Source organism: Vibrio comitans (assembly GCA_024346835.1).
In the GTDB taxonomy this organism is placed as follows: domain Bacteria; phylum Pseudomonadota; class Gammaproteobacteria; order Enterobacterales; family Vibrionaceae; genus Vibrio; species Vibrio comitans.
This window is the reverse complement of record AP024866.1, coordinates 965,289-983,405: the sequence shown is the minus strand read 5'-3', so window position 1 is coordinate 983,405 and position 18,117 is coordinate 965,289. Positions and strand designations below refer to the sequence as shown.

Annotated in this window: 18 protein-coding genes; 5 read left to right on the top strand and 13 right to left on the bottom strand. The window is 44.0% G+C overall.

The annotated features are described in order from the left end of the window. The first annotated feature begins 104 nt into the window (after positions 1 to 104). Both metG and OCU46_RS04490 read left to right on the top strand, forming a co-directional pair. On the top strand, positions 105 to 2,156 hold the full coding sequence (metG, locus tag OCU46_RS04495) for a methionine--tRNA ligase (RefSeq protein WP_141271056.1): 2,052 nt from the start codon (positions 105 to 107) through the stop codon (positions 2,154 to 2,156). Between the two features lie 202 nt (positions 2,157 to 2,358). After that, positions 2,359 to 3,174, top strand: a complete 816-nt coding sequence (locus tag OCU46_RS04490) for a hypothetical protein (protein WP_141271055.1) — start codon at positions 2,359 to 2,361, stop codon at positions 3,172 to 3,174. Here the strand turns inward: OCU46_RS04490 and mlc are convergent. From mlc to cydH, 3 genes are all read right to left on the bottom strand, one after another. After that, the gene (gene mlc, locus OCU46_RS04485; RefSeq protein ID WP_141271054.1) at positions 3,171 to 4,385 is read right to left on the bottom strand and encodes a sugar metabolism global transcriptional regulator Mlc; all 1,215 of its coding nucleotides are present in this window, start codon (positions 4,383 to 4,385) and stop codon (positions 3,171 to 3,173) included. The two genes, OCU46_RS04490 and mlc, sit on opposite strands and share 4 nt — an antisense overlap. Before the next feature lie 84 nt (positions 4,386 to 4,469). Beyond that, positions 4,470 to 5,654: a patatin-like phospholipase family protein gene (locus OCU46_RS04480; RefSeq protein ID WP_141271053.1), complete on the bottom strand. Its 1,185-nt coding sequence runs from the start codon at positions 5,652 to 5,654 to the stop codon at positions 4,470 to 4,472. 17 nt (positions 5,655 to 5,671) lie between these two features. Beyond that, a complete protein-coding gene (gene cydH, locus OCU46_RS20230; RefSeq protein WP_107504252.1) occupies positions 5,672 to 5,761 on the bottom strand; it encodes a cytochrome bd-I oxidase subunit CydH in 90 nt (29 codons plus the stop codon). 257 nt (positions 5,762 to 6,018) lie between these two features. Between cydH and OCU46_RS04475 the strand changes: the two genes are divergently transcribed. The 3 genes from OCU46_RS04475 to OCU46_RS04465 all read left to right on the top strand — a co-directional run bounded on the left by OCU46_RS04475 (position 6,019) and on the right by OCU46_RS04465 (position 8,627). After that, positions 6,019 to 6,606 carry an outer membrane beta-barrel protein gene (locus OCU46_RS04475; RefSeq protein ID WP_141271052.1) on the top strand — a complete coding sequence of 196 codons (588 nt, stop codon included), beginning with the start codon at positions 6,019 to 6,021 and terminating at the stop codon, positions 6,604 to 6,606. A gap of 450 nt (positions 6,607 to 7,056) precedes the next feature. Then, entirely contained in the window at positions 7,057 to 8,526 is a 1,470-nt protein-coding gene (locus tag OCU46_RS04470; protein ID WP_141271051.1) for a sodium-dependent transporter, read from the top strand. Positions 8,527 to 8,528: 2 nt separating this feature from the next. Then, positions 8,529 to 8,627, top strand: coding sequence for a MetS family NSS transporter small subunit (locus tag OCU46_RS04465; RefSeq protein WP_141271050.1), 99 nt, complete (start codon positions 8,529 to 8,531; stop codon positions 8,625 to 8,627). A gap of 101 nt (positions 8,628 to 8,728) precedes the next feature. On the opposite strand, the gene OCU46_RS04460 is transcribed toward OCU46_RS04465, so the two are convergent. The 10 genes from OCU46_RS04460 to fabG form a co-directional block, all read right to left on the bottom strand. After that, the gene (locus OCU46_RS04460) at positions 8,729 to 9,154 is read right to left on the bottom strand and encodes a hypothetical protein (RefSeq protein WP_141271049.1); all 426 of its coding nucleotides are present in this window, start codon (positions 9,152 to 9,154) and stop codon (positions 8,729 to 8,731) included. A gap of 228 nt (positions 9,155 to 9,382) precedes the next feature. Next, a complete protein-coding gene (gene ptsG, locus OCU46_RS04455; protein ID WP_141271048.1) occupies positions 9,383 to 10,816 on the bottom strand; it encodes a PTS glucose transporter subunit IIBC in 1,434 nt (477 codons plus the stop codon). Positions 10,817 to 11,258: 442 nt separating this feature from the next. Continuing rightward, on the bottom strand, positions 11,259 to 12,029 hold the full coding sequence (locus OCU46_RS04450; protein WP_141271047.1) for a TatD family hydrolase: 771 nt from the start codon (positions 12,027 to 12,029) through the stop codon (positions 11,259 to 11,261). Between the two features lie 67 nt (positions 12,030 to 12,096). Next, positions 12,097 to 13,059 carry a DNA polymerase III subunit delta' gene (gene holB / locus OCU46_RS04445; RefSeq protein ID WP_141271046.1) on the bottom strand — a complete coding sequence of 321 codons (963 nt, stop codon included), beginning with the start codon at positions 13,057 to 13,059 and terminating at the stop codon, positions 12,097 to 12,099. A gap of 2 nt (positions 13,060 to 13,061) precedes the next feature. Further along, positions 13,062 to 13,694: a dTMP kinase gene (gene tmk, locus OCU46_RS04440; protein WP_141271045.1), complete on the bottom strand. Its 633-nt coding sequence runs from the start codon at positions 13,692 to 13,694 to the stop codon at positions 13,062 to 13,064. Further along, the gene (gene mltG / locus OCU46_RS04435; RefSeq protein WP_141271044.1) at positions 13,695 to 14,711 is read right to left on the bottom strand and encodes an endolytic transglycosylase MltG; all 1,017 of its coding nucleotides are present in this window, start codon (positions 14,709 to 14,711) and stop codon (positions 13,695 to 13,697) included. Further along, a complete protein-coding gene (gene pabC / locus OCU46_RS04430) occupies positions 14,704 to 15,510 on the bottom strand; it encodes an aminodeoxychorismate lyase (RefSeq protein ID WP_141271043.1) in 807 nt (268 codons plus the stop codon). The genes mltG and pabC overlap by 8 nt, the downstream gene beginning before the upstream one ends. Before the next feature lie 112 nt (positions 15,511 to 15,622). After that, a complete protein-coding gene (gene fabF / locus OCU46_RS04425) occupies positions 15,623 to 16,873 on the bottom strand; it encodes a beta-ketoacyl-ACP synthase II (protein WP_141271042.1) in 1,251 nt (416 codons plus the stop codon). 97 nt (positions 16,874 to 16,970) lie between these two features. After that, positions 16,971 to 17,204: an acyl carrier protein gene (acpP, locus tag OCU46_RS04420; RefSeq protein ID WP_004737381.1), complete on the bottom strand. Its 234-nt coding sequence runs from the start codon at positions 17,202 to 17,204 to the stop codon at positions 16,971 to 16,973. Positions 17,205 to 17,365: 161 nt separating this feature from the next. Then, positions 17,366 to 18,100, bottom strand: a complete 735-nt coding sequence (gene fabG, locus OCU46_RS04415) for a 3-oxoacyl-ACP reductase FabG (protein WP_017027734.1) — start codon at positions 18,098 to 18,100, stop codon at positions 17,366 to 17,368. Positions 18,101 to 18,117 lie beyond the last annotated feature (17 nt).

Sequence of the window (18,117 nt, the reverse complement as noted above, 5' to 3'; positions counted from 1 at the left end):
ATTAGGTAAACACAATGCAATTTATCCGTGAGATCCTTTTCGTTATTGCTAGCTTACGGTAGTATAAGCGCCTACAAATTTAACCTATCTGCGAAAAGTTAAGTATGACTACTGAATTAAGAAAAATGCTCGTCACTTGTGCGCTACCGTATGCCAATGGTTCAATCCATTTAGGTCATATGCTTGAGCACATCCAAGCTGATATCTGGGTGCGTTACCAACGCCTACGTGGTAACACGGTAAACTTTGTGTGTGCCGATGATGCACACGGTACCCCTATCATGCTTAAAGCCCAGCAGATGGGAATTTCACCAGAAGACATGATCGCAGCGGTAAGCGAAGAACATCAAAAAGACTTCGCAGGTTTTGACATCAGCTTTGACAACTATCACAGCACTCACAGTGAAGAGAACCGTGAGCTGGCGTCTAACATCTATCTTGAGCTTAAAAAGAACGGCTTTATCTCTAGCCGTACTATTTCTCAGCTGTTTGACCCAGAAAAAGAAATGTTCCTACCTGATCGCTTCGTTAAGGGTACTTGCCCTAAGTGTAAGTCAGAGGATCAATACGGCGATAACTGTGATAACTGTGGTGAGACCTACAGCCCAACTGAGCTGATCAATCCTAAGTCTGCTGTTTCTGGTGCGACTCCAGTAATGAAAGACTCTGAGCACTTCTTCTTTGACCTTCCGCAATTTGAAAGCATGCTAAAAGAGTGGACTCGCTCTGGCTCTTTGCAAAGTGAAACTGCGAACAAGATGCAAGAGTGGTTTGAGTCAGGCTTGCAACAGTGGGATATTTCTCGCGATGCGCCTTACTTTGGTTTTGAAATCCCTGGCGAGAAAAATAAATTTTTCTACGTATGGCTAGACGCTCCTGTTGGTTACATGGCTTCTTTCAAGAACCTTTGTAGCAAGCGTGATGACCTAGATTTTGACGAATACTGGAAGAAAGACAGCACTACAGAGCTGTATCACTTCATTGGTAAAGACATCGTTTACTTCCACAGCCTATTCTGGCCAGCAATGCTAGAAGGCGCAGGTTTCCGTAAGCCAAACAATGTATTTGTGCACGGCTACGTAACTGTAAACGGCGCAAAAATGTCTAAGTCTAAAGGCACCTTTATTAAAGCTAGCACCTACCTAGATCATTTAGATCCAGAATGCCTGCGCTACTACTACGCAGCTAAGCTAAACAGCCGTATTGATGACCTAGACCTTAACCTTGAAGACTTCACTCAGCGTGTAAACTCTGATGTGGTAAACAAGATCGTCAACCTTGCGTCTCGTAATGCGGGTTTCATCACCAAGCGCTTTGAAGGCAAACTGTCTGAAGACTTTGCTGAACTAGCGCTATACCAAGAGTTCGCTGACGCTGCGGATCGTATTGCTGAGCTATACGAAACTCGTGAATTTAGCCGAGCGATTCGTGAGATCACCGCACTTGCTGATAAAGCGAACCAATACGTTGACGAAAAAGCACCGTGGGTTGTTGCTAAGCAAGAAGGCCAAGATAAAGAGCTTCAAGATATCTGCTCTGTGGGTATTAACCTGTTCCGCGTGCTAATGACTTACTTGAAACCTGTTATGCCTGAGCTTGCAGCGCGCACTGAAGGCTTCTTGAATCAAGAATTGACTTGGGACGGCGTTGCAACGCCATTGACTGATCACGAGATCAGCAAGTTCAAGGCGCTATTTAACCGTGTTGACCCTAAAAAGGTCGAAGCTATGGTTGAAGCATCTAAAGAAGATGCGGCAGCTGAAGTTGCAGCCAAAGAACAAGCCGAACAAGCTAAAAACGAGACCGAGCTAACTAAAGAGCCAATCGCTGACGAAATCGAGTTCGATGATTTTGCCAAGGTTGACCTGCGCATCGCTAAGATCGTTGAATGTGAATCTGTGCCAAAGGCAAACAAGTTGCTAAGACTGGTACTGGATCTTGGTGGCGAGACTCGCCAAGTCTTTGCTGGCATCAAATCAGCCTATCAACCAGAAGACCTCATTGGTAAGCACACTGTAATGGTCGCAAACCTGAAACCTCGTAAAATGAAGTTTGGTATGTCTGAAGGTATGGTTCTGGCAGCAGGCCCTGGTGGTAAAGATCTTTGGATCTTAGAGCCTCATGAAGGTGCTAAGCCAGGCATGCGCGTAATGTAAACCGTATTAACCTTATTAAAATACCGGCTAATTTAGCCGGTATTTTTTTGCGCCAAACAAGTGCAATCCCGCCCTCAAGTAACGCAACTTATCTCACGCCTATTATGCAACCGCCTGTATTCATTAGCTAAAATTCATAACCTTATTCTGGCATAGAAACTGCAGTACCTTTATTTGGCTCGTAGCTTTTAGGGAGTAAGTTATGTTCATGATTATTGCAGCCAGCCTCAGTGCGGTCATCGTCCTCTATTTATTGATGCGACATGGCAGGAAATCCAAACTCAATGACAATCGCTATCGATTAGTGTGCGAACTGCGTAGCGTCGCAGAGCACTTACGCGAACATAGGCATCTTGCACACACTCATCTTAGCTTCGAGCCTATCCCAGATAACCATACCGTTGAGATTGAGAAAAACATCAGTAACTCACTGCTCTTTTTGGTAGAAAAAAGCTTCGTCAATGATCGTCCAATGTTTCGTCTGCTAATGAAACAAATACAAACCCTACTATTTGAATGGCGAGATATGACACCAGCCAAGAGCCAGATGAGCCATGGTAAAGCCATACGCGCTACCTTATACCTCATTGATGAAATCGTGCTAACTTGGTTAGTTGAGTCAGATCAGACGGAGTTGAGTGAACAATATTCACGCCAGTGGAGCCTGGTCATTGATTCACTAGAGGCATTGACTCAGTTTAGGATGTTGGTGAGTGATTCAAAAAATGACCTGCAGTGTGAACGTCTGAACCTAAAGGCGCAGATACTGCTTCGTAAGATAAATCGACTGAGTTTATTATCACCCTTAGGCGTGCATGCACCAAGCACCAGTCATGCAGCAAGGCAATTGACTGAAATCATCTCAGCCCATGGTCATATAGAAGAAATGGATGAACGCGAGCTTTATCAGCTAACGAGTACATTATCACTGGCCATATTTAAAGTGTATGACCAGATTTTAATTGAACTTAGCGAGCAGCTTAATCAGCCTTTACCAACTAAAGAGGTTAAGGCTTAGCCTTCAACCACTTTCATTAAAAGCACACCGTCATACAGGGCTTGTTTGATCAGCGCGGCGCCGGGCATGGTGGCATTTTTGATGAAACGGCTTGGTACTATCTCTAAGTCTTGACGATAAATAGGCAGACTTTGTTCCTGCACGCAACGCTCAACCTCAGGAAGAATGATGCCTTTGGCTACGTTGATATCGCCACCAATAAGCACTTTTTCAGGGTTAAACATATTAACCACCAGAGACACAGCCATGCCTAGACGCTTTGCAAGTTCCAAAATAATCTTCAAAGCTACTTCATCGCCATTATTGGCAGCCATGCAGATATTAATGACCGATAAGGTTTCTAGCTCTAGACTGGTTTCATCACCTGCAGCAATGGCTTCTCTGGCTTGACGCAACAGAGCATGAGAACTCGCCACTGTTTCCAAACAGCCCCTGTTACCACAGTGACAAGGGTAACCATTTGGATCTACTTGAATATGGCCTAGTTCGCCTACATTCCCTAAGCGACCTTGCAAGACCTTGTCCTCAAGGATAATACCTGCGCCGATACCATTGTGAATGGAGATCAACACAGAGTTTTTGTTTTGCTGAGAGTTACCAAATAACTTTTCGGCCAGTGCCCATGCTCGCGTATCGTTGGCAATAAATACCGGTAAGCCGGTGGCTTTATATAAGGCAGGTCCAAGCTCTAGGTATTTCACATCAAAGTGAGGCATCTGCAACACTAAACCGCTTTCAGAGTGGACTAGACCCGGCAGTGTAATGGCAATACTGGTCATGCGCTCCAGTACTTCCCCTTTGTCTTCAAAGAATTGAGTAATTTCAGACAACAAGCGCTCTAACATCGCATCTTGATGGCGCTCTTCTATATCAATGTACTTTTCAGTGATCACCTCACCGCCTAATTCATGCAGTGCGATGGTCAAGTAACCTCGGCCAAGACGAAGCGACAAGAATTGCCAGCCTTCGTTATTAGTTTGTAGTCCAACCGCAGGACGGCCGCGACTTGTCGCCTCTTGCACAACCGTTTCATGAATAAGGTGGGCATCAATGAGTTCGCGAGTGATCTTGGTGATACTAGCAGGAGCAAGCGCACTCAGTTTAGACAGGTCGATTCGGGAGATGGGACCAAATTGATCAATAAGTTGATACACCTTGCCGGCGTTAATCTGTTTAATATGGTCAATGTGGCTTGGTTGAGCCGTGTACATAGAAATTCTCCCCAATCGTGAAGTTCTATTTTTTTACACCTCGAAGTAAATGTGAAGCATTCAGATCTAAAGGCGTGAGCATGCTCACCGATTGAGCATTAAATTTACGTGCGCCCCTTTCTTTATCTTCAATTTTCGAGTGCTCTGATACTCATCGATAAAGCGATAACCTGAGTTTAGCCCCTGCTGGTAATCAAATAACAGATCTTCTGTACTACTCATCAATGAAGAGCTTCGCAGAGGCTCCTCCGGGATGATCTGCATTACGTAGCAATCTTCAGGTGGGTTGGAAATAAATTCTTGTGTAAGCGCATAAGTTTGATAGTGAACCATTAGCATATCCGCTAAACCCGCATCGAGCTTTGTGCCTAACAAGTGAGACAAACGGTACACATTATCTGCGCCAAATAACCACCGACCGCCGTTAAGTAGCTCTAAACGCGATAAAGATTTGTCAGAGCCACTTTTGCCTACTCTCTCATCTATAAAGTCTTCAATACTCTTTTTGCCTTGATCGACTTTTTCGTTCCAGAAGCTCTGAATATTGTCTATTGGACTGCGATACCAGACCTCTTTATCATGCTTGGACGCAAGCTCTGTTGCTTCTTGTCCGGATAGCAAAGGATGCTCGGGTAGCTCAGTGCGAATCACAATGATGCAGCGAGCTCCTTGCCTCCACGCTTCTTGAACTGGCACTGATGCTGAAACGCCACCATCCACAAACTCTTTTCCCGCCACAGATATGGGCCTAGAAACGAGGTTGGGTATAGCGCAAGTTGCCCTAATTACATCAAGCCAATCGGTGGCTAACATAGGAAGGTAGTCATCATGGAAATTGTCTGCGCGAGTGACTGCTGCGTAGGCCTCTCTTCCTACAAGCATTTCTTTACCCATATCGATGTCGAGTTTATAAGGAGACGAGCAAATTTTATTCAGCGCCCAATCAAGCCCGATATAATGTTTTTGCCTGACAAAACTAAAAAGGTTGAAGAAACGATCGTCAGTAGTGAGATCCAAAAGAAATGATTTGCCGATTTCAGGTTGTCGACAAAGGTATGCACAAAGGTTGAGGGCACCGGCGGAGGTACCATAGAAAGTACTAAATGGGTCGAAGTTGGAATATAAAAAGGCATCCAATACACCGGCAGTGAAGATGCTACGCTGTCCTCCCCCCTGTGCAACTAGGGCATTTTTGCCATTAATATACTCAGCAAACATCTGTTGCTTGTATAAGGCATCATTACCCCAAACTAACCCACTATTGTCCATTCATCCACCAAATGAAATTAGCTAAATACCGCCACTAGTCCATAAGCGATAAGTATTGCGAAGATTGAGGTAACTATTGTTATGGTAAATTTTAAATCTGTACTCATTCTCTCACCTTATAGATATTCGTTAGTCCCTAAAGATAATAATAGCTAGGGTTAACTTCAGTATAAGCATTCCTCAGTTTACCTCTCAAGACTTAGCGAAAATCCGTGCAGAATTATGCAGTTACTGTCACAATTACAAATGTATAACTAAATCGCTACATAAGCGTGAACTAGGTCGTATGAACACCCAGTTAAACGTAGGCAAGGATCAATGGAACCAAGTAAACGTGGTCTAGATTGACAAGGATGACAATACTATGAACAGAAAAGCCCTCACCCTATTGCTGTTAGCATGTGGTTACTCTGCTGCGTCTCACGCAAATATCCACATCACGCCCATGGTTGGCTACAGTATGGGCGGTTCGTTTGATACAGAGGAAAATGGTAGCTTCGATATCAAAGAAGCCGTCAACTACAACATTGCGATCGAAACAGATGTCGAAAAAGGTCGACTCGGATTACTGTACTCTCAACAAGATTCATCTATTGAAAACGTAAATCTTGATACCACAATACGATACTTGCACTTTCAAAGTGCGGTCTTTTATCCATCAGGAGAGAAGTGGAATTCTTACATAGGCTTGAGTTTAGGTGGTACGCAGATAGATGTTCAGGGCGCAAGCAATGAATACAAGTTTTCTGCAGGCTTATATGGCGGTCTCGAGTACGAATTTACGGATAACTTTGCCCTACAAGGGCAAGTCCGCTACATGGGAACCTTGGTTGACGGTGATTCCATAACAATCTGTGACTCGTCGAGTAACGGCACTAGCTGTAAATATGCGTTCTCTGGTGACTGGCTTAGTCAAGTTCAAGCCAACCTAGGCGTTAGATTCAGCTTCTAAACATACACATAATCACAACAAAATATTAACGAGCGAAAGATTTTTAGTTTTTCGCTCTTAATTTAACATTTAGTCATATCCTCTAACTGAAAGCATTTCCCTAACTTATGACAACGGTCATTAAGTTATTTGCAGTATGATCCATTAATCAGCCTTCTATTATCAGCAATTCCGCGATCATTCTTCCCATATATGAGCCTTATTTTATCTTGCCAGCCAGAATATCTCACGGTAACCTGCCGTTATGACCCAGAATATTCTACTAGTTTTAGAGCTTGGGTACTGAAATTTTTAAAATAAACCACTACTTATTAAGCGTTATATTAGAATTAATAACCACCAAACCGCACTGATGCACGGTGATTATTTTATATACTCTGATTATTTAAGCAAAAGAGACTTTTACATATAAGGTTTGCAACTCTTAATAAGTAATTACAAGGAGTAATTATGAAACGAGAACAATGGGGTTCCCGTACCGGATTTATCTTAGCCGCAGTAGGCTCAGCAATCGGTCTAGGTAATATATGGCGCTTCCCGTATATGGCCTATGAAAATGGCGGTGGCGCATTCTTTATCCCTTACCTTTTCGCCATGTTAACGGCTGGTATTCCATTTATGATTATGGAATTCAAGCTAGGTCAAAAATATCGTGGATCTGCACCTACAGCCCTTCGTACTGTTAATCCAAAGTTCGAATGGTTAGGTTGGTTCCAAGTCGGTATCGCAGCATGTATCGCTGTGTACTATGTTGCTGTTATCGGTTGGTCTATTTCATACCTTGGCATGTCATTCAATCAAGGTTGGGGAACAGACACAAACGCGTTCTTCTTCAGCGAATATCTGAACCTAGGCGACAACTCACCATCAAATCTTGGTTCTATCCAATGGAAGATTGCAGGTACCATGCTTCTAGCTTGGGCCATCACTTATTCAGCTATTGCAGGTGGCGTTAAGTCCGGTATTGAACGAGCTGCTAAAGTCATGATGCCAGTGTTATTCATCATGGTATTAGTGCTAATCGGTCGTACTATCTTCCTACCGGGTGCACTAAACGGTATTAACTACCTGTTTGAACCGGATTTCAGTAAGATCATGGATCTTAAGGTATGGGCAGCGGCTTACGGTCAGATCTTCTTTACCCTTAGTATCGGCTTCGCAATCATGCTAGCTTACTCTAGCTACCTTCCAGAGAAATCAGACATCAACAATAACGCCTTTATGACGGTATTGATTAACTGTGGCTTCTCTATCCTAGCGGGTATCATGATCTTCTCTGTACTGGGCTTCATGGCACACGAACAAGGTAAGGAATTGACAGACGTTGTTTCTGCTGGTGTAGGTCTTGCGTTCGTTACACTACCTGCGGCAATTAATGAGCTCCCTGCTCCTTATATCCTAGGTCCACTACTGTTCGCAGCACTGACTATTGCAGGCTTGAGCTCGCATATCTCAATCATTGAAGCGGTAACTTCAGCAATCATTGATAAGTTCAAGCTGAGCCGTAAAAAAGCAGCAACACTTGTGTGTGGTACCGGCGCGGTGGTTTCTCTGGCGTTCGCAACAAACGGTGGCTTATTACTACTCGACCTTGTTGACTACTTCACCAACCAGATTGGTATCGTGTTGAGCTGCTTCATTGAAGTGCTATTGATCGTATGGATTGTGAAGACGGCTACTATTCGTAACTATGTAAACTCTGTATCTGATTTCCAAATTGGTGCTTGGTTTGATTTTTGCTTGAAGTTTGTAAGCCCAGCAATTCTTGCTCTAACGCTATTCAACACATTAAAAACGACTCTAACCGATGGCTACGGCGGTTATGCACAATCTGACCTGCTACTACTTGGCTGGGGATTACTTGCTCTTCTAGTTATCATTGGTGTAGCAATTAACGTACTTAGTAAAAAGGAAGCGTAATTATGACAACTAGTGCAATCATTATGATGGTTCTTGGTCTAGGGATTACTTGGGGTGGCGCAGCCATCTGCATCCGTAAAGCAATGAACAAGCAAAAATAATGGCTGTTAGCTGGCAGTGTTAAGCTGCCAGTTGTTAGACAAGCAGACATGAAAAAGCCGACATAAAGATGTCGGCTTTTTTTGTACCTAATCGCTTAACACTAGAAGCGGTATGTCACACCAATCGCAGCGCCAAACTTAAGCTTTGACTTGTCTTGGATCTGCCACTCCGGAGCTACTTGTCCGAATGCATTCCAATTAGGCGCGAAGTTCCAATCTAAGCCTAGTGGAACGCGAAGACCAAAGTCATCATCCCACTCATACCAACCACCGGCACCTACATACCAGTCAAAAGGAACATCTTGAGAAAAGCTACCTTTTGCAAAGTGGTAATCAAAGGCCATACCATCATTACCTACCGTCAAATTAAATCTATCTTCAAATTTAACGACTGCGCTTAGGCCCTGATCAAACGCCATACCCACCTTAACAGCACTGCCATTAGTACCAGCCGCTTTCGCTGCCCCTACGTAGGTTGCAACCCCTGTAAGTACCGCTGTGACTAATGCTAACTTCCCAATATTCACTTTTTGTATCCTTGATAATCTATAACTTTGCGCATTTTAATACTATTTTAGCGCCCTTTGTCAGCGATTTGTGATGAAATCTGTAAAAGTGCGTTTCGTAACACATTTTTATTTCTTGCAACACATTCAGGCTCTGTATATCAGGAGCAGGCATGTACTGATGAGAATACTTAAGATCAAAAAAAGGAGGCCAAGGCCTCCTTTCTAAATCATGGTTATGTGTGGATATTAACCGTTGTTACGAATCCACTCGTCCATGTCTGTTTTAAGGTTATCAGACTTAGTACCGAAGATAGCCTGTACACCACCTGAAACAACAACTACACCCGCTGCGCCAAGTTGCTTAAGCTTATCTTGGTCAACGTTGTCAGTGTCAGCTACTGCTACACGTAGACGTGTAATACAAGCATCTAGACCTGTGATGTTCGCTTTGCCACCGAATGCAGCTACAAGCTCACCTGCTAGCTCAGAACCCGTTGCAACTGAAGAAGTTTCTTCTGTTTCATCTTCACGACCAGGAGTTTTAAGGTCCATAGCAGTGATAACAGCGCGGAATACGAAGTAGTAGATTGCAGCGTAACCAAGACCAACAGCAACCATTAGACCCATCTTCTGAGCATTACCAGAAAGAACGATGAAGTCGATTAGACCGTGTGAGAATGATGTACCGTGTACAAAGCCTAGTACGTTAGCAACAACGTATGCAGAACCAGCTAGTAGCGCGTGGATTCCGTACAGTAGAGGAGCAACGAATAGGAATGAGAATTCGATCGGCTCAGTGATACCAGTAAGGAAAGATGTCAATGCAGCAGAAAGCATGATACCCATTACTTTAGCGCGGTTTTCAGGCTTAGCACAGTGTGCAATTGCGATTGCAGCAGCTGGTAGACCGAACATCTTGAACATGTAACCGCCAGCAAGTTGACCGAAGCCGTTACCTGCAGCACGAGATGCTTCATCAGCAACAAGGTAACAAGTAAGAACACCGTTTTGCGCTACGCCACTTCCGTCAACACAAGAACCTGCTTCGAAGAAGAAAGGTACGTTCCAAACGTGGTGAAGACCGAATGGGATTAGTGAACGCTCAACGATACCGTAGATACCAAACGCTAGCTCTGGGTTTTGCTCTGCAGCCCAGTGAGAGAATGCACCGATTGCTGAACCGATTGGTGGCCATACGATAGAAAGTAGGATACCAAGACCGATAGATGCAAAACCAGTGATGATTGGCACAGCACGCTTACCAGCGAAGAAGCCAAGGTATTCTGGTAGTTGAATACGGAAGAAGCGAGAGAATGCCCACGCTGCAACACCACCGACTAAGATACCGCCAAGTACACCAGTGTCAATTTTCTCAACACCCCAAACTGTAGCCATAACGCTTAGCGTTGCGGTCATGATGCCGTAACCAACGATAGCAGCAAGACCTGCTACACCGTCGTTATCGGTAAAGCCAAGTGCTACACCAACAGCAAATAGCAGAGCCATTTGACCGAATACTGAGCCACCGGCTTGTTCCATAAGGTTAGATACAACCTCTGGAATGAAACCAAGGTCAGCGGCGCCGACACCTAGTAGAATACCTGCAACTGGAAGTACTGATACTGGTAGCATCAGAGACTTACCAACTTTCTGCAAGTTCGCAAAAAGGTTCTTAAACATGTTTATGCTCCTGAAAGATTATTAGTATTTTTTTTGGGTTCCATCGACTTACCCCCGTAGTCCGAATGATGGATCCCATCGAAGAAATGTAACCTCTACGATTATATTTTTCGTCTCTAAATATATATTGATGCGCCTCAACTTTCCTCACTGACTAAAATCTAAGTTTTGAAAAGCGGTTATGGATCACATTCGCCCATAAGAATAACCATCAAATAAATTAAATCTAAGTCATTGTATTTTAATCAAAAAATAGCACAAAAAATAGCACCAGACACAAATGTACGCGCTTTCAAGTACTTATTTTTTGCACGGAATCTTACGGCAACAGCTCTGTGAACTCGATTTTAAACACAGACAGTAATAAACAACACAAACAGTAAACAGCGGACTTATAAGTGTTATTTTTCATCAGCAAGGAGAAATACGACCAAAAACTAACTTAGCGGCGCAAAAAAAGATCAGCAAAGTTTTGCGTTGTTTTTTCGGCTACCTGACCTAATGAAATACCTTTAAGCTGCGCAATATAGCTAGCAACTTCAACTACATAAGCTGGTTGATTCTCTTTTCCTCGGTGAGGTACTGGTGCTAAGTACGGCGAATCTGTTTCAATAAGCAAGCGATCTAGGGGTAAGTTTTTTACAACCTCTTTTAATTCAATAGCTTGACGAAACGTCACGATCCCAGACACAGAGATATAAAACCCTAACTCCATTGCAGCTTCTGCAAATGCCTGGTCTTCCGTGAAACAATGGATAACCCCACCGCATTTTTCTGCGCCGCCTTCTCGCAATATCGCTAATGTTTCAGCTCTTGCCTGCCGTGTATGGATAATTAAAGGCTTGTTTACCTCAACAGCGAGTTCAACTTGCTGTTCAAATCGTTCAATCTGTAAGTTCTTAGTCTCCGGCTTATAGTGAAAATCAAGACCCGTCTCACCAATAGCCACTACCTTTTCATGTTTAGCAAAAGAACTAAGCTGTTCAAGGTCAAATGCGCTCTCCACATCAAGAGGATGAACCCCTGCAGAGGCATGTACCTGAGGAAAGGGAGCAATGAGCTCCATCATCTTTGGAAAAGCATCCAGCGTTACCCCAACCGATAACAGTTGTTTGACATTGGCTTGCTCAGCTTTAGCAACAACATCAGCTACACCAGTATGCAAATCTTGATAGTTCAACTTATCAAGATGGCAATGAGAATCTACAAACATATAACACCTATAAAAAAACGCGCTGCACGCGCGCCTTGTAAACAATAATTTTAACTAGTACGAATAGTCATCTAGTTTTCGTTTCAATGAGCCACTGGCTTAATAATAGTTCCTTATTGAGCCCGGTATGAACCGTGAGTTGCTCAATAAGCTTGGCGAGTCTCCGAGTCATATCGAAAACTCGCTGATAATCTAGCGCTGACTTCAGACGTTTTAGCTGAGGGTGATTTTCTACCGTGGGTAATTCAACAAAGTATCCTTTCTGCAACTCAATTAAAGCCAATGACAATAAACTGAGCTTCGACAGGGTGTCTGTAGAACATTTATCTACGAAGGATTTAGGCAATGCAAAGTCTTGCTCAACAAAATCCGTCAATGCGGCCAATGTAGAATCAAACTCTGCACCCTGCCCTTCATCAACAAATGCTTTGAGCTTTAATGGGGCACCTAAGCATAGTTGGTAATAAAGCTCAGGAACCTTAGAAATTCCACCATCTGCTAGCCATTGCTGATAGTCCTTTAGAACAGGCGTTTTAACGTGCCAATGCTGACAGCGACTCTTAATAGTAGGCAACAAGCGATGCGGAGCATGGCTTCTTAAGATAAAAACACAGCTATCAGGCGGACTTTCTAATGTCTTTAATAACGCATTCATAGCCTGCTCTGTCATGGATTCAGCAGGCTCTATAACGATGACTCGCTGGCCACTCAGTTGAGATGACTCTAGTGCATAGCGGTTCCCTTCACGGATCTGGTCCACTGAAATGGTCGCTTTACCTTCAGCGGGTGTGATTCGGTGCAAATCAGGATGCGTTCCAGCTTGAAATAGCGCACAGCTATGACAAAAACCACATGCCTCAACCGTACTACTGTTACACAGTTGTACCTTAAGCAATTCTTCAACCAATGATTCTTCACCAAGACCTTCCGTTGCACTGAATAGCAAAGCTCCAGGCAATGAGCCGTGCTGCATGCTAGCTTGCAAGTTCGCCCAAGTATCGGATAACCACGGGTACTGAACACCATTCATGACTAGTGACTTCCTAACCAATGAGTTAGAGCCGCTTCGATATCACTGGCTACCTTATCAATAGGCTGTGCAGCATTGATGATCAAAATAGAGCTATCGCTGTTCGCCAGCTCAAGGTAGCGCTGTCGTGCACGCTCAAAAAATGAGATATCCATTTTTTCAATGCGGTCAAGGTCACCTCGCCCACGAGCGCGCTCTAAACCAAGTCGAGGTTCAATATCCATGTATAGCGTAAGATCGGGTTTAAAATCACCTAGGCTAATCTTCTTCAGTGACTGCATCGTTTCGGCTGGGATCTGTCGACCACCACCTTGATAAGCCTGAGATGACAGATCGTGACGGTCTCCCACTACCCAGTCACCAGCGGTCAATGCAGGCTTGATGACGGTTTCTACCAACTGTACTCGTGCGCCGTACATAAGAAGCAATTCGGTGATATCTTGTATTTCTTCGGCTTGGTGCTCTTCTTTCACCAAAGCACGCATTTTTTCAGCTAAAGGAGTACCGCCAGGCTCTCTTGTCGAGACAATATTCTTAATACCCGAAGAAGTTAACACCGACATAATACTCGCAATAGCGGTACTTTTTCCGGCGCCCTCTAGGCCCTCAACAACAATAAACTTACCTTGTTCCATTTACTTACGTGCCCTTAGCTTTCTTAGATATTCTTGAACTGCGCGATTGTGATCTCTTAAGTTTTTTGAGAATACATGTCCACCATCGCCACTCGCCACAAAGTACAAGTACTTGCTGTCATCGGGATCAACAGCGGCCGCTATTGCCTCTTCACCGACCATAGCAATTGGCGTTGGTGTCAGACCATACATGGTGTATGTGTTGTAGGGTGTTGGCGTTTGTAGATCACGCTTACGAATATTACCTTGATACTTTTCGCCCATACCATAGATAACGGTCGGGTCTGTTTGCAAACGCATACCAATATTCAAGCGATTGACAAACACAGATGAAACCAACGGACGCTCTTCAGGAACCGCTGTCTCTTTTTCAATAATAGAAGCCAGAATTAGGGCTTCATAAGAGTTCTTCAAAGGCAGTTTGTCTTGGCGTTGATCCCAATATTGTTCAAGAACGCGATTCAACTGAGCATGAGAGCGCTTCATGATATCCAGATCTGACATGCCTACGGTATAGTGATAAGTCTCTGCCAAAAATAGGCCTTCGAGTTTATCTCTATCAATCTGCAGTGCTTCGGCTATCTCAGCCTCAGTCATATCTTTAGTCGTATGTATAAGATGAGGCGCTTCGTCGAACATTGCGCGCCATTCTTTAAAGGTGCTTCCTTCAACGAAGGTGATGCTAAATTGCATCTGCTGTCCGTGAACCAAATCTAAAAGGGTTTGCTTAAGGGTAAGATTCGGCTGTACCTGAAAGGTGCCTGCTTTAACCTGAGTTAACTCAGGGTGCGCACGACGTAATAAACGTGAAAAGTCGCTTGGTTCAATCCAACCGTCGTTCTCAAATCGATTTAACAACAAGTTAAATGAGGTCCCCGACTCGATAGTGACGAGAGTGGGCTCATCAATATTCACTGATTGATTAACATAGCCATCGAGTTGGTTCCAAACGTAGAATAAACCAGCTCCAGCCAAAAGAATGCAGATGATAAAAAGGGTGATGATTTTTTTAAGCACTATTTATACTCTCCTGAAAGTCGCGTGTGATTATACCGACTGGATAGGATTTATGTGTGATTTTTACGACAGGAGCAATGCCCAATAGCGAATTACACATAAAAACTTCATTAGCGTTTAATAAGTGCTCCATGTCAAACTCACCAAATAGCACCTTCATGCCTAACATTTGAGCATCTTGAATTACTAACCGGCGAATGACTCCCGATACACCGCACTTCTCCATACTTGGGGTATAGAGCGTTTTACCTTTAACCCAGAAAAGGTTCGCCATCGTTGTTTCCACAATATGGTCATTGAGATCAAGTACAATTCCGTCTTGATAACCTTGCTGTTCGATATCGGCCTTTAGCAACACTTGCTCTAATCGATTGTTGTGTTTATGCCCAGCTAATAAGGGATTAATCCCTAGTTTATGTTCGGCAATACCGAGCTCAACCCCATTTAGTTGCCAATCTTTGTAGTGTTCAGGATAGCCAAATTCACTGATGGTAACCATAGACTCGGTGACTCCAGCAGGGCTATAGCCCCTGCCACCACTGCCTCGGCTTACATGAAGCTTCACGCCCCCTAAACCTTGCTCTATTGCCGCTTGTTCCACCCAAGCTCGCACTTGCTTCCAATCGGGTTGAGAAATTTGTAGTAGTTGCAAGCAAGCCTGCATCCTTTCTACATGCAAAGACCAAAAAACAGGCTTTCCATCCATGGTTTTAATTGTCGTAAAACCGCCATCTCCATAGTTGAAGCTTCTGTCACTGGCCGAAACAGTCTCTTCTTGGACTCCATTTATCCAATACATGCGCTCTTTCCAAAGGTTACCAACAATAAAAAAGGCCAGAGCCAGTTTCTTTGAAACTGAGTCTGACCCAAACTATTCTAGCTAACTATTTGTTCTATGGTATCTAGGTTTATTAAATCTTTTTGAAGATTAGTGAACCGTTTGTACCACCAAAGCCAAATGAGTTACATAGAGCATATTCGATATCAACATCTTTAGCGACGTTTGGCACCAAGTCGATACCTAGTTCTGCAGCACGCTCATCCATTTCATCTAGGTTGATTGTTGGCGGAACTTTCTGATCGCGAAGAGCCAATGCTGTGATGATAGCTTCAACAGAACCGGCTGCACCCAATAGGTGACCAATCATAGATTTAGTAGAAGATACCTTCACTTGTGCAGCACCTGCATCACCTAAAGCGCGTTTTACGCCTTTCAGTTCAGCAACATCACCCGCAGGGGTAGAAGTGCCGTGTGCGTTGATGTAGCCAATTTGCTCACCAGTTACACCTGCATCACGCATCGCAGCTTCCATAGCTAGAGCACCACCAGAACCGTCTTCACTTGGAGAGGTCATATGGTACGCATCACCACTCATACCGAAGCCCACTAGCTCACAGTAGATGTTAGCGCCACGAGCTTTAGCTGATTCGTACTCTTCTAGTACCATCATGCCAGCGCCATCGCCCAATACGAAACCGTCACGCGCTTTGTCCCATGGACGAGAAGCGGCTTGAGGGTTTTCATTGTTCGTTGATAGAGCTTTAGCTGCACCAAAACCTGCAATACCCATTGGAGTAGATGCTTTTTCAGAGCCACCCGCAACCATTGCATCAGCATCACCGTAAGCAATCATACGAGCCGCATGGCCGATGTTGTGCAAACCAGTGGTACATGCAGTAGAGATAGCAATGTTAGGACCACGAAGCCCACGCATAATAGAAAGGTTACCTGCAACCATGTTTACTATGGTTGATGGAACGAAAAATGGGCTCACTCGACGAGGGCCTTTATCGTTCATAACTTGGATACCGTTTTCAATCAGACCTAAGCCACCAATACCAGAGCCAATCGCCACGCCTACGCGAGAACAATTTTCATCAGTGATTTCTAGGCCAGAATCATCAAGTGCTTGGATACCTGCTGCGATACCGTATTGGATGAATAGATCCATTTTACGAGCATCTTTTTTAGACATGTACTCTTCGCAGTTAAAGTCTTTGATAAGACCTGCAAAGCGTGTTGAATATTCGGTGGTGTCAAAATGTTCGATATTTGAAATACCGCTTTGACCAGATAGCAGGGCTTTCCAAGAAGATTCTACGGTGTTGCCGACCGGTGACAACATACCCATGCCAGTGACAACTACACGACGCTTGGACACGATTTTTACTCCGGGTTAGATTAATTAGATATTGATTTTAAACAATAAGGGAGCTGAGATGAATCAGGCGGCCAAGATAGACCGCCTGAGAAGAGAATTACTGAGCGCTAGTTACGTAATCGATAGCAGCTTGAACAGTAGTGATTTTCTCTGCTTCTTCATCAGGAATCTCAGTGTCGAACTCTTCTTCTAGAGCCATTACTAGCTCAACTGTGTCTAGAGAGTCAGCGCCTAGATCGTCAACGAAAGATGCTTCGTTCTTAACTTCAGCTTCGTCAACACCTAGCTGTTCAACGATGATTTTTTTTACACGTTCTTCAAGATTGCTCATTTTTTATTTCCTATACATAAGTCGCTTAATGCGATGTTTTGCGTAGTTTATTCGAAAGTTAAAAAGTTGCAAGGGCATCCTTGCTGGTCAAACCACAAATTTGTGAATTTAACCGATTTTAATGGCATTTTTGACATATATCACGCCAAAAATGCGCAAAATTACACCATGTACATGCCACCATTGACGTGCAATGTTTCACCTGTGATGTAAGCAGCATCTGGAGAGGCAAGGAATGCCACAGCCGCTGCAATTTCACGAGGATCACCTAAGCGACCTGCTGGCACAGAAGAGAGCGTCGCTGCGCGTTGCTCGTCGTTCAATGCTTTTGTCATATCTGTTTCGATAAAGCCAGGTGCTACAGTATTGACCGTTACTCCGCGAGAAGCAACCTCACGTGCCATAGACTTTGTAAAACCAATTACGCCCGCTTTCGCTGCAGCGTAGTTTGTTTGTCCAGCGTTGCCCATAGTACCAACAACTGAACCTACATTGATGATTCTACCGCACTTTTTCTTCATCATGCCACGTAGAACGGCTTTAGACAAACGGAAGATTGAGGTCAGGTTAGTGTCCATGATATCTGTCCACTCATCGTCCTTCATGCGCATTAGCAGGTTGTCACGTGTGATACCGGCATTGTTCACTAGAATATCAAGAGGACCAAACTCAGTGGTGATCTCTTTAAGAACTGACTCGATAGACGCAGGATCAGTCACGTTAAGTGCCATTCCCTTACCTTTATCACCTAAATACTCGCTAATTGCTGCGGCACCGTTCTCACTAGTTGCTGTACCGATCACAGTTGCACCACGTGCAACCAATGTCTCAGCGATAGAACGACCGATACCACGGCTAGCACCAGTGACTAGTGCGATCTTTCCTTCAAGGTTCATTATTCGTTATCTCCGTT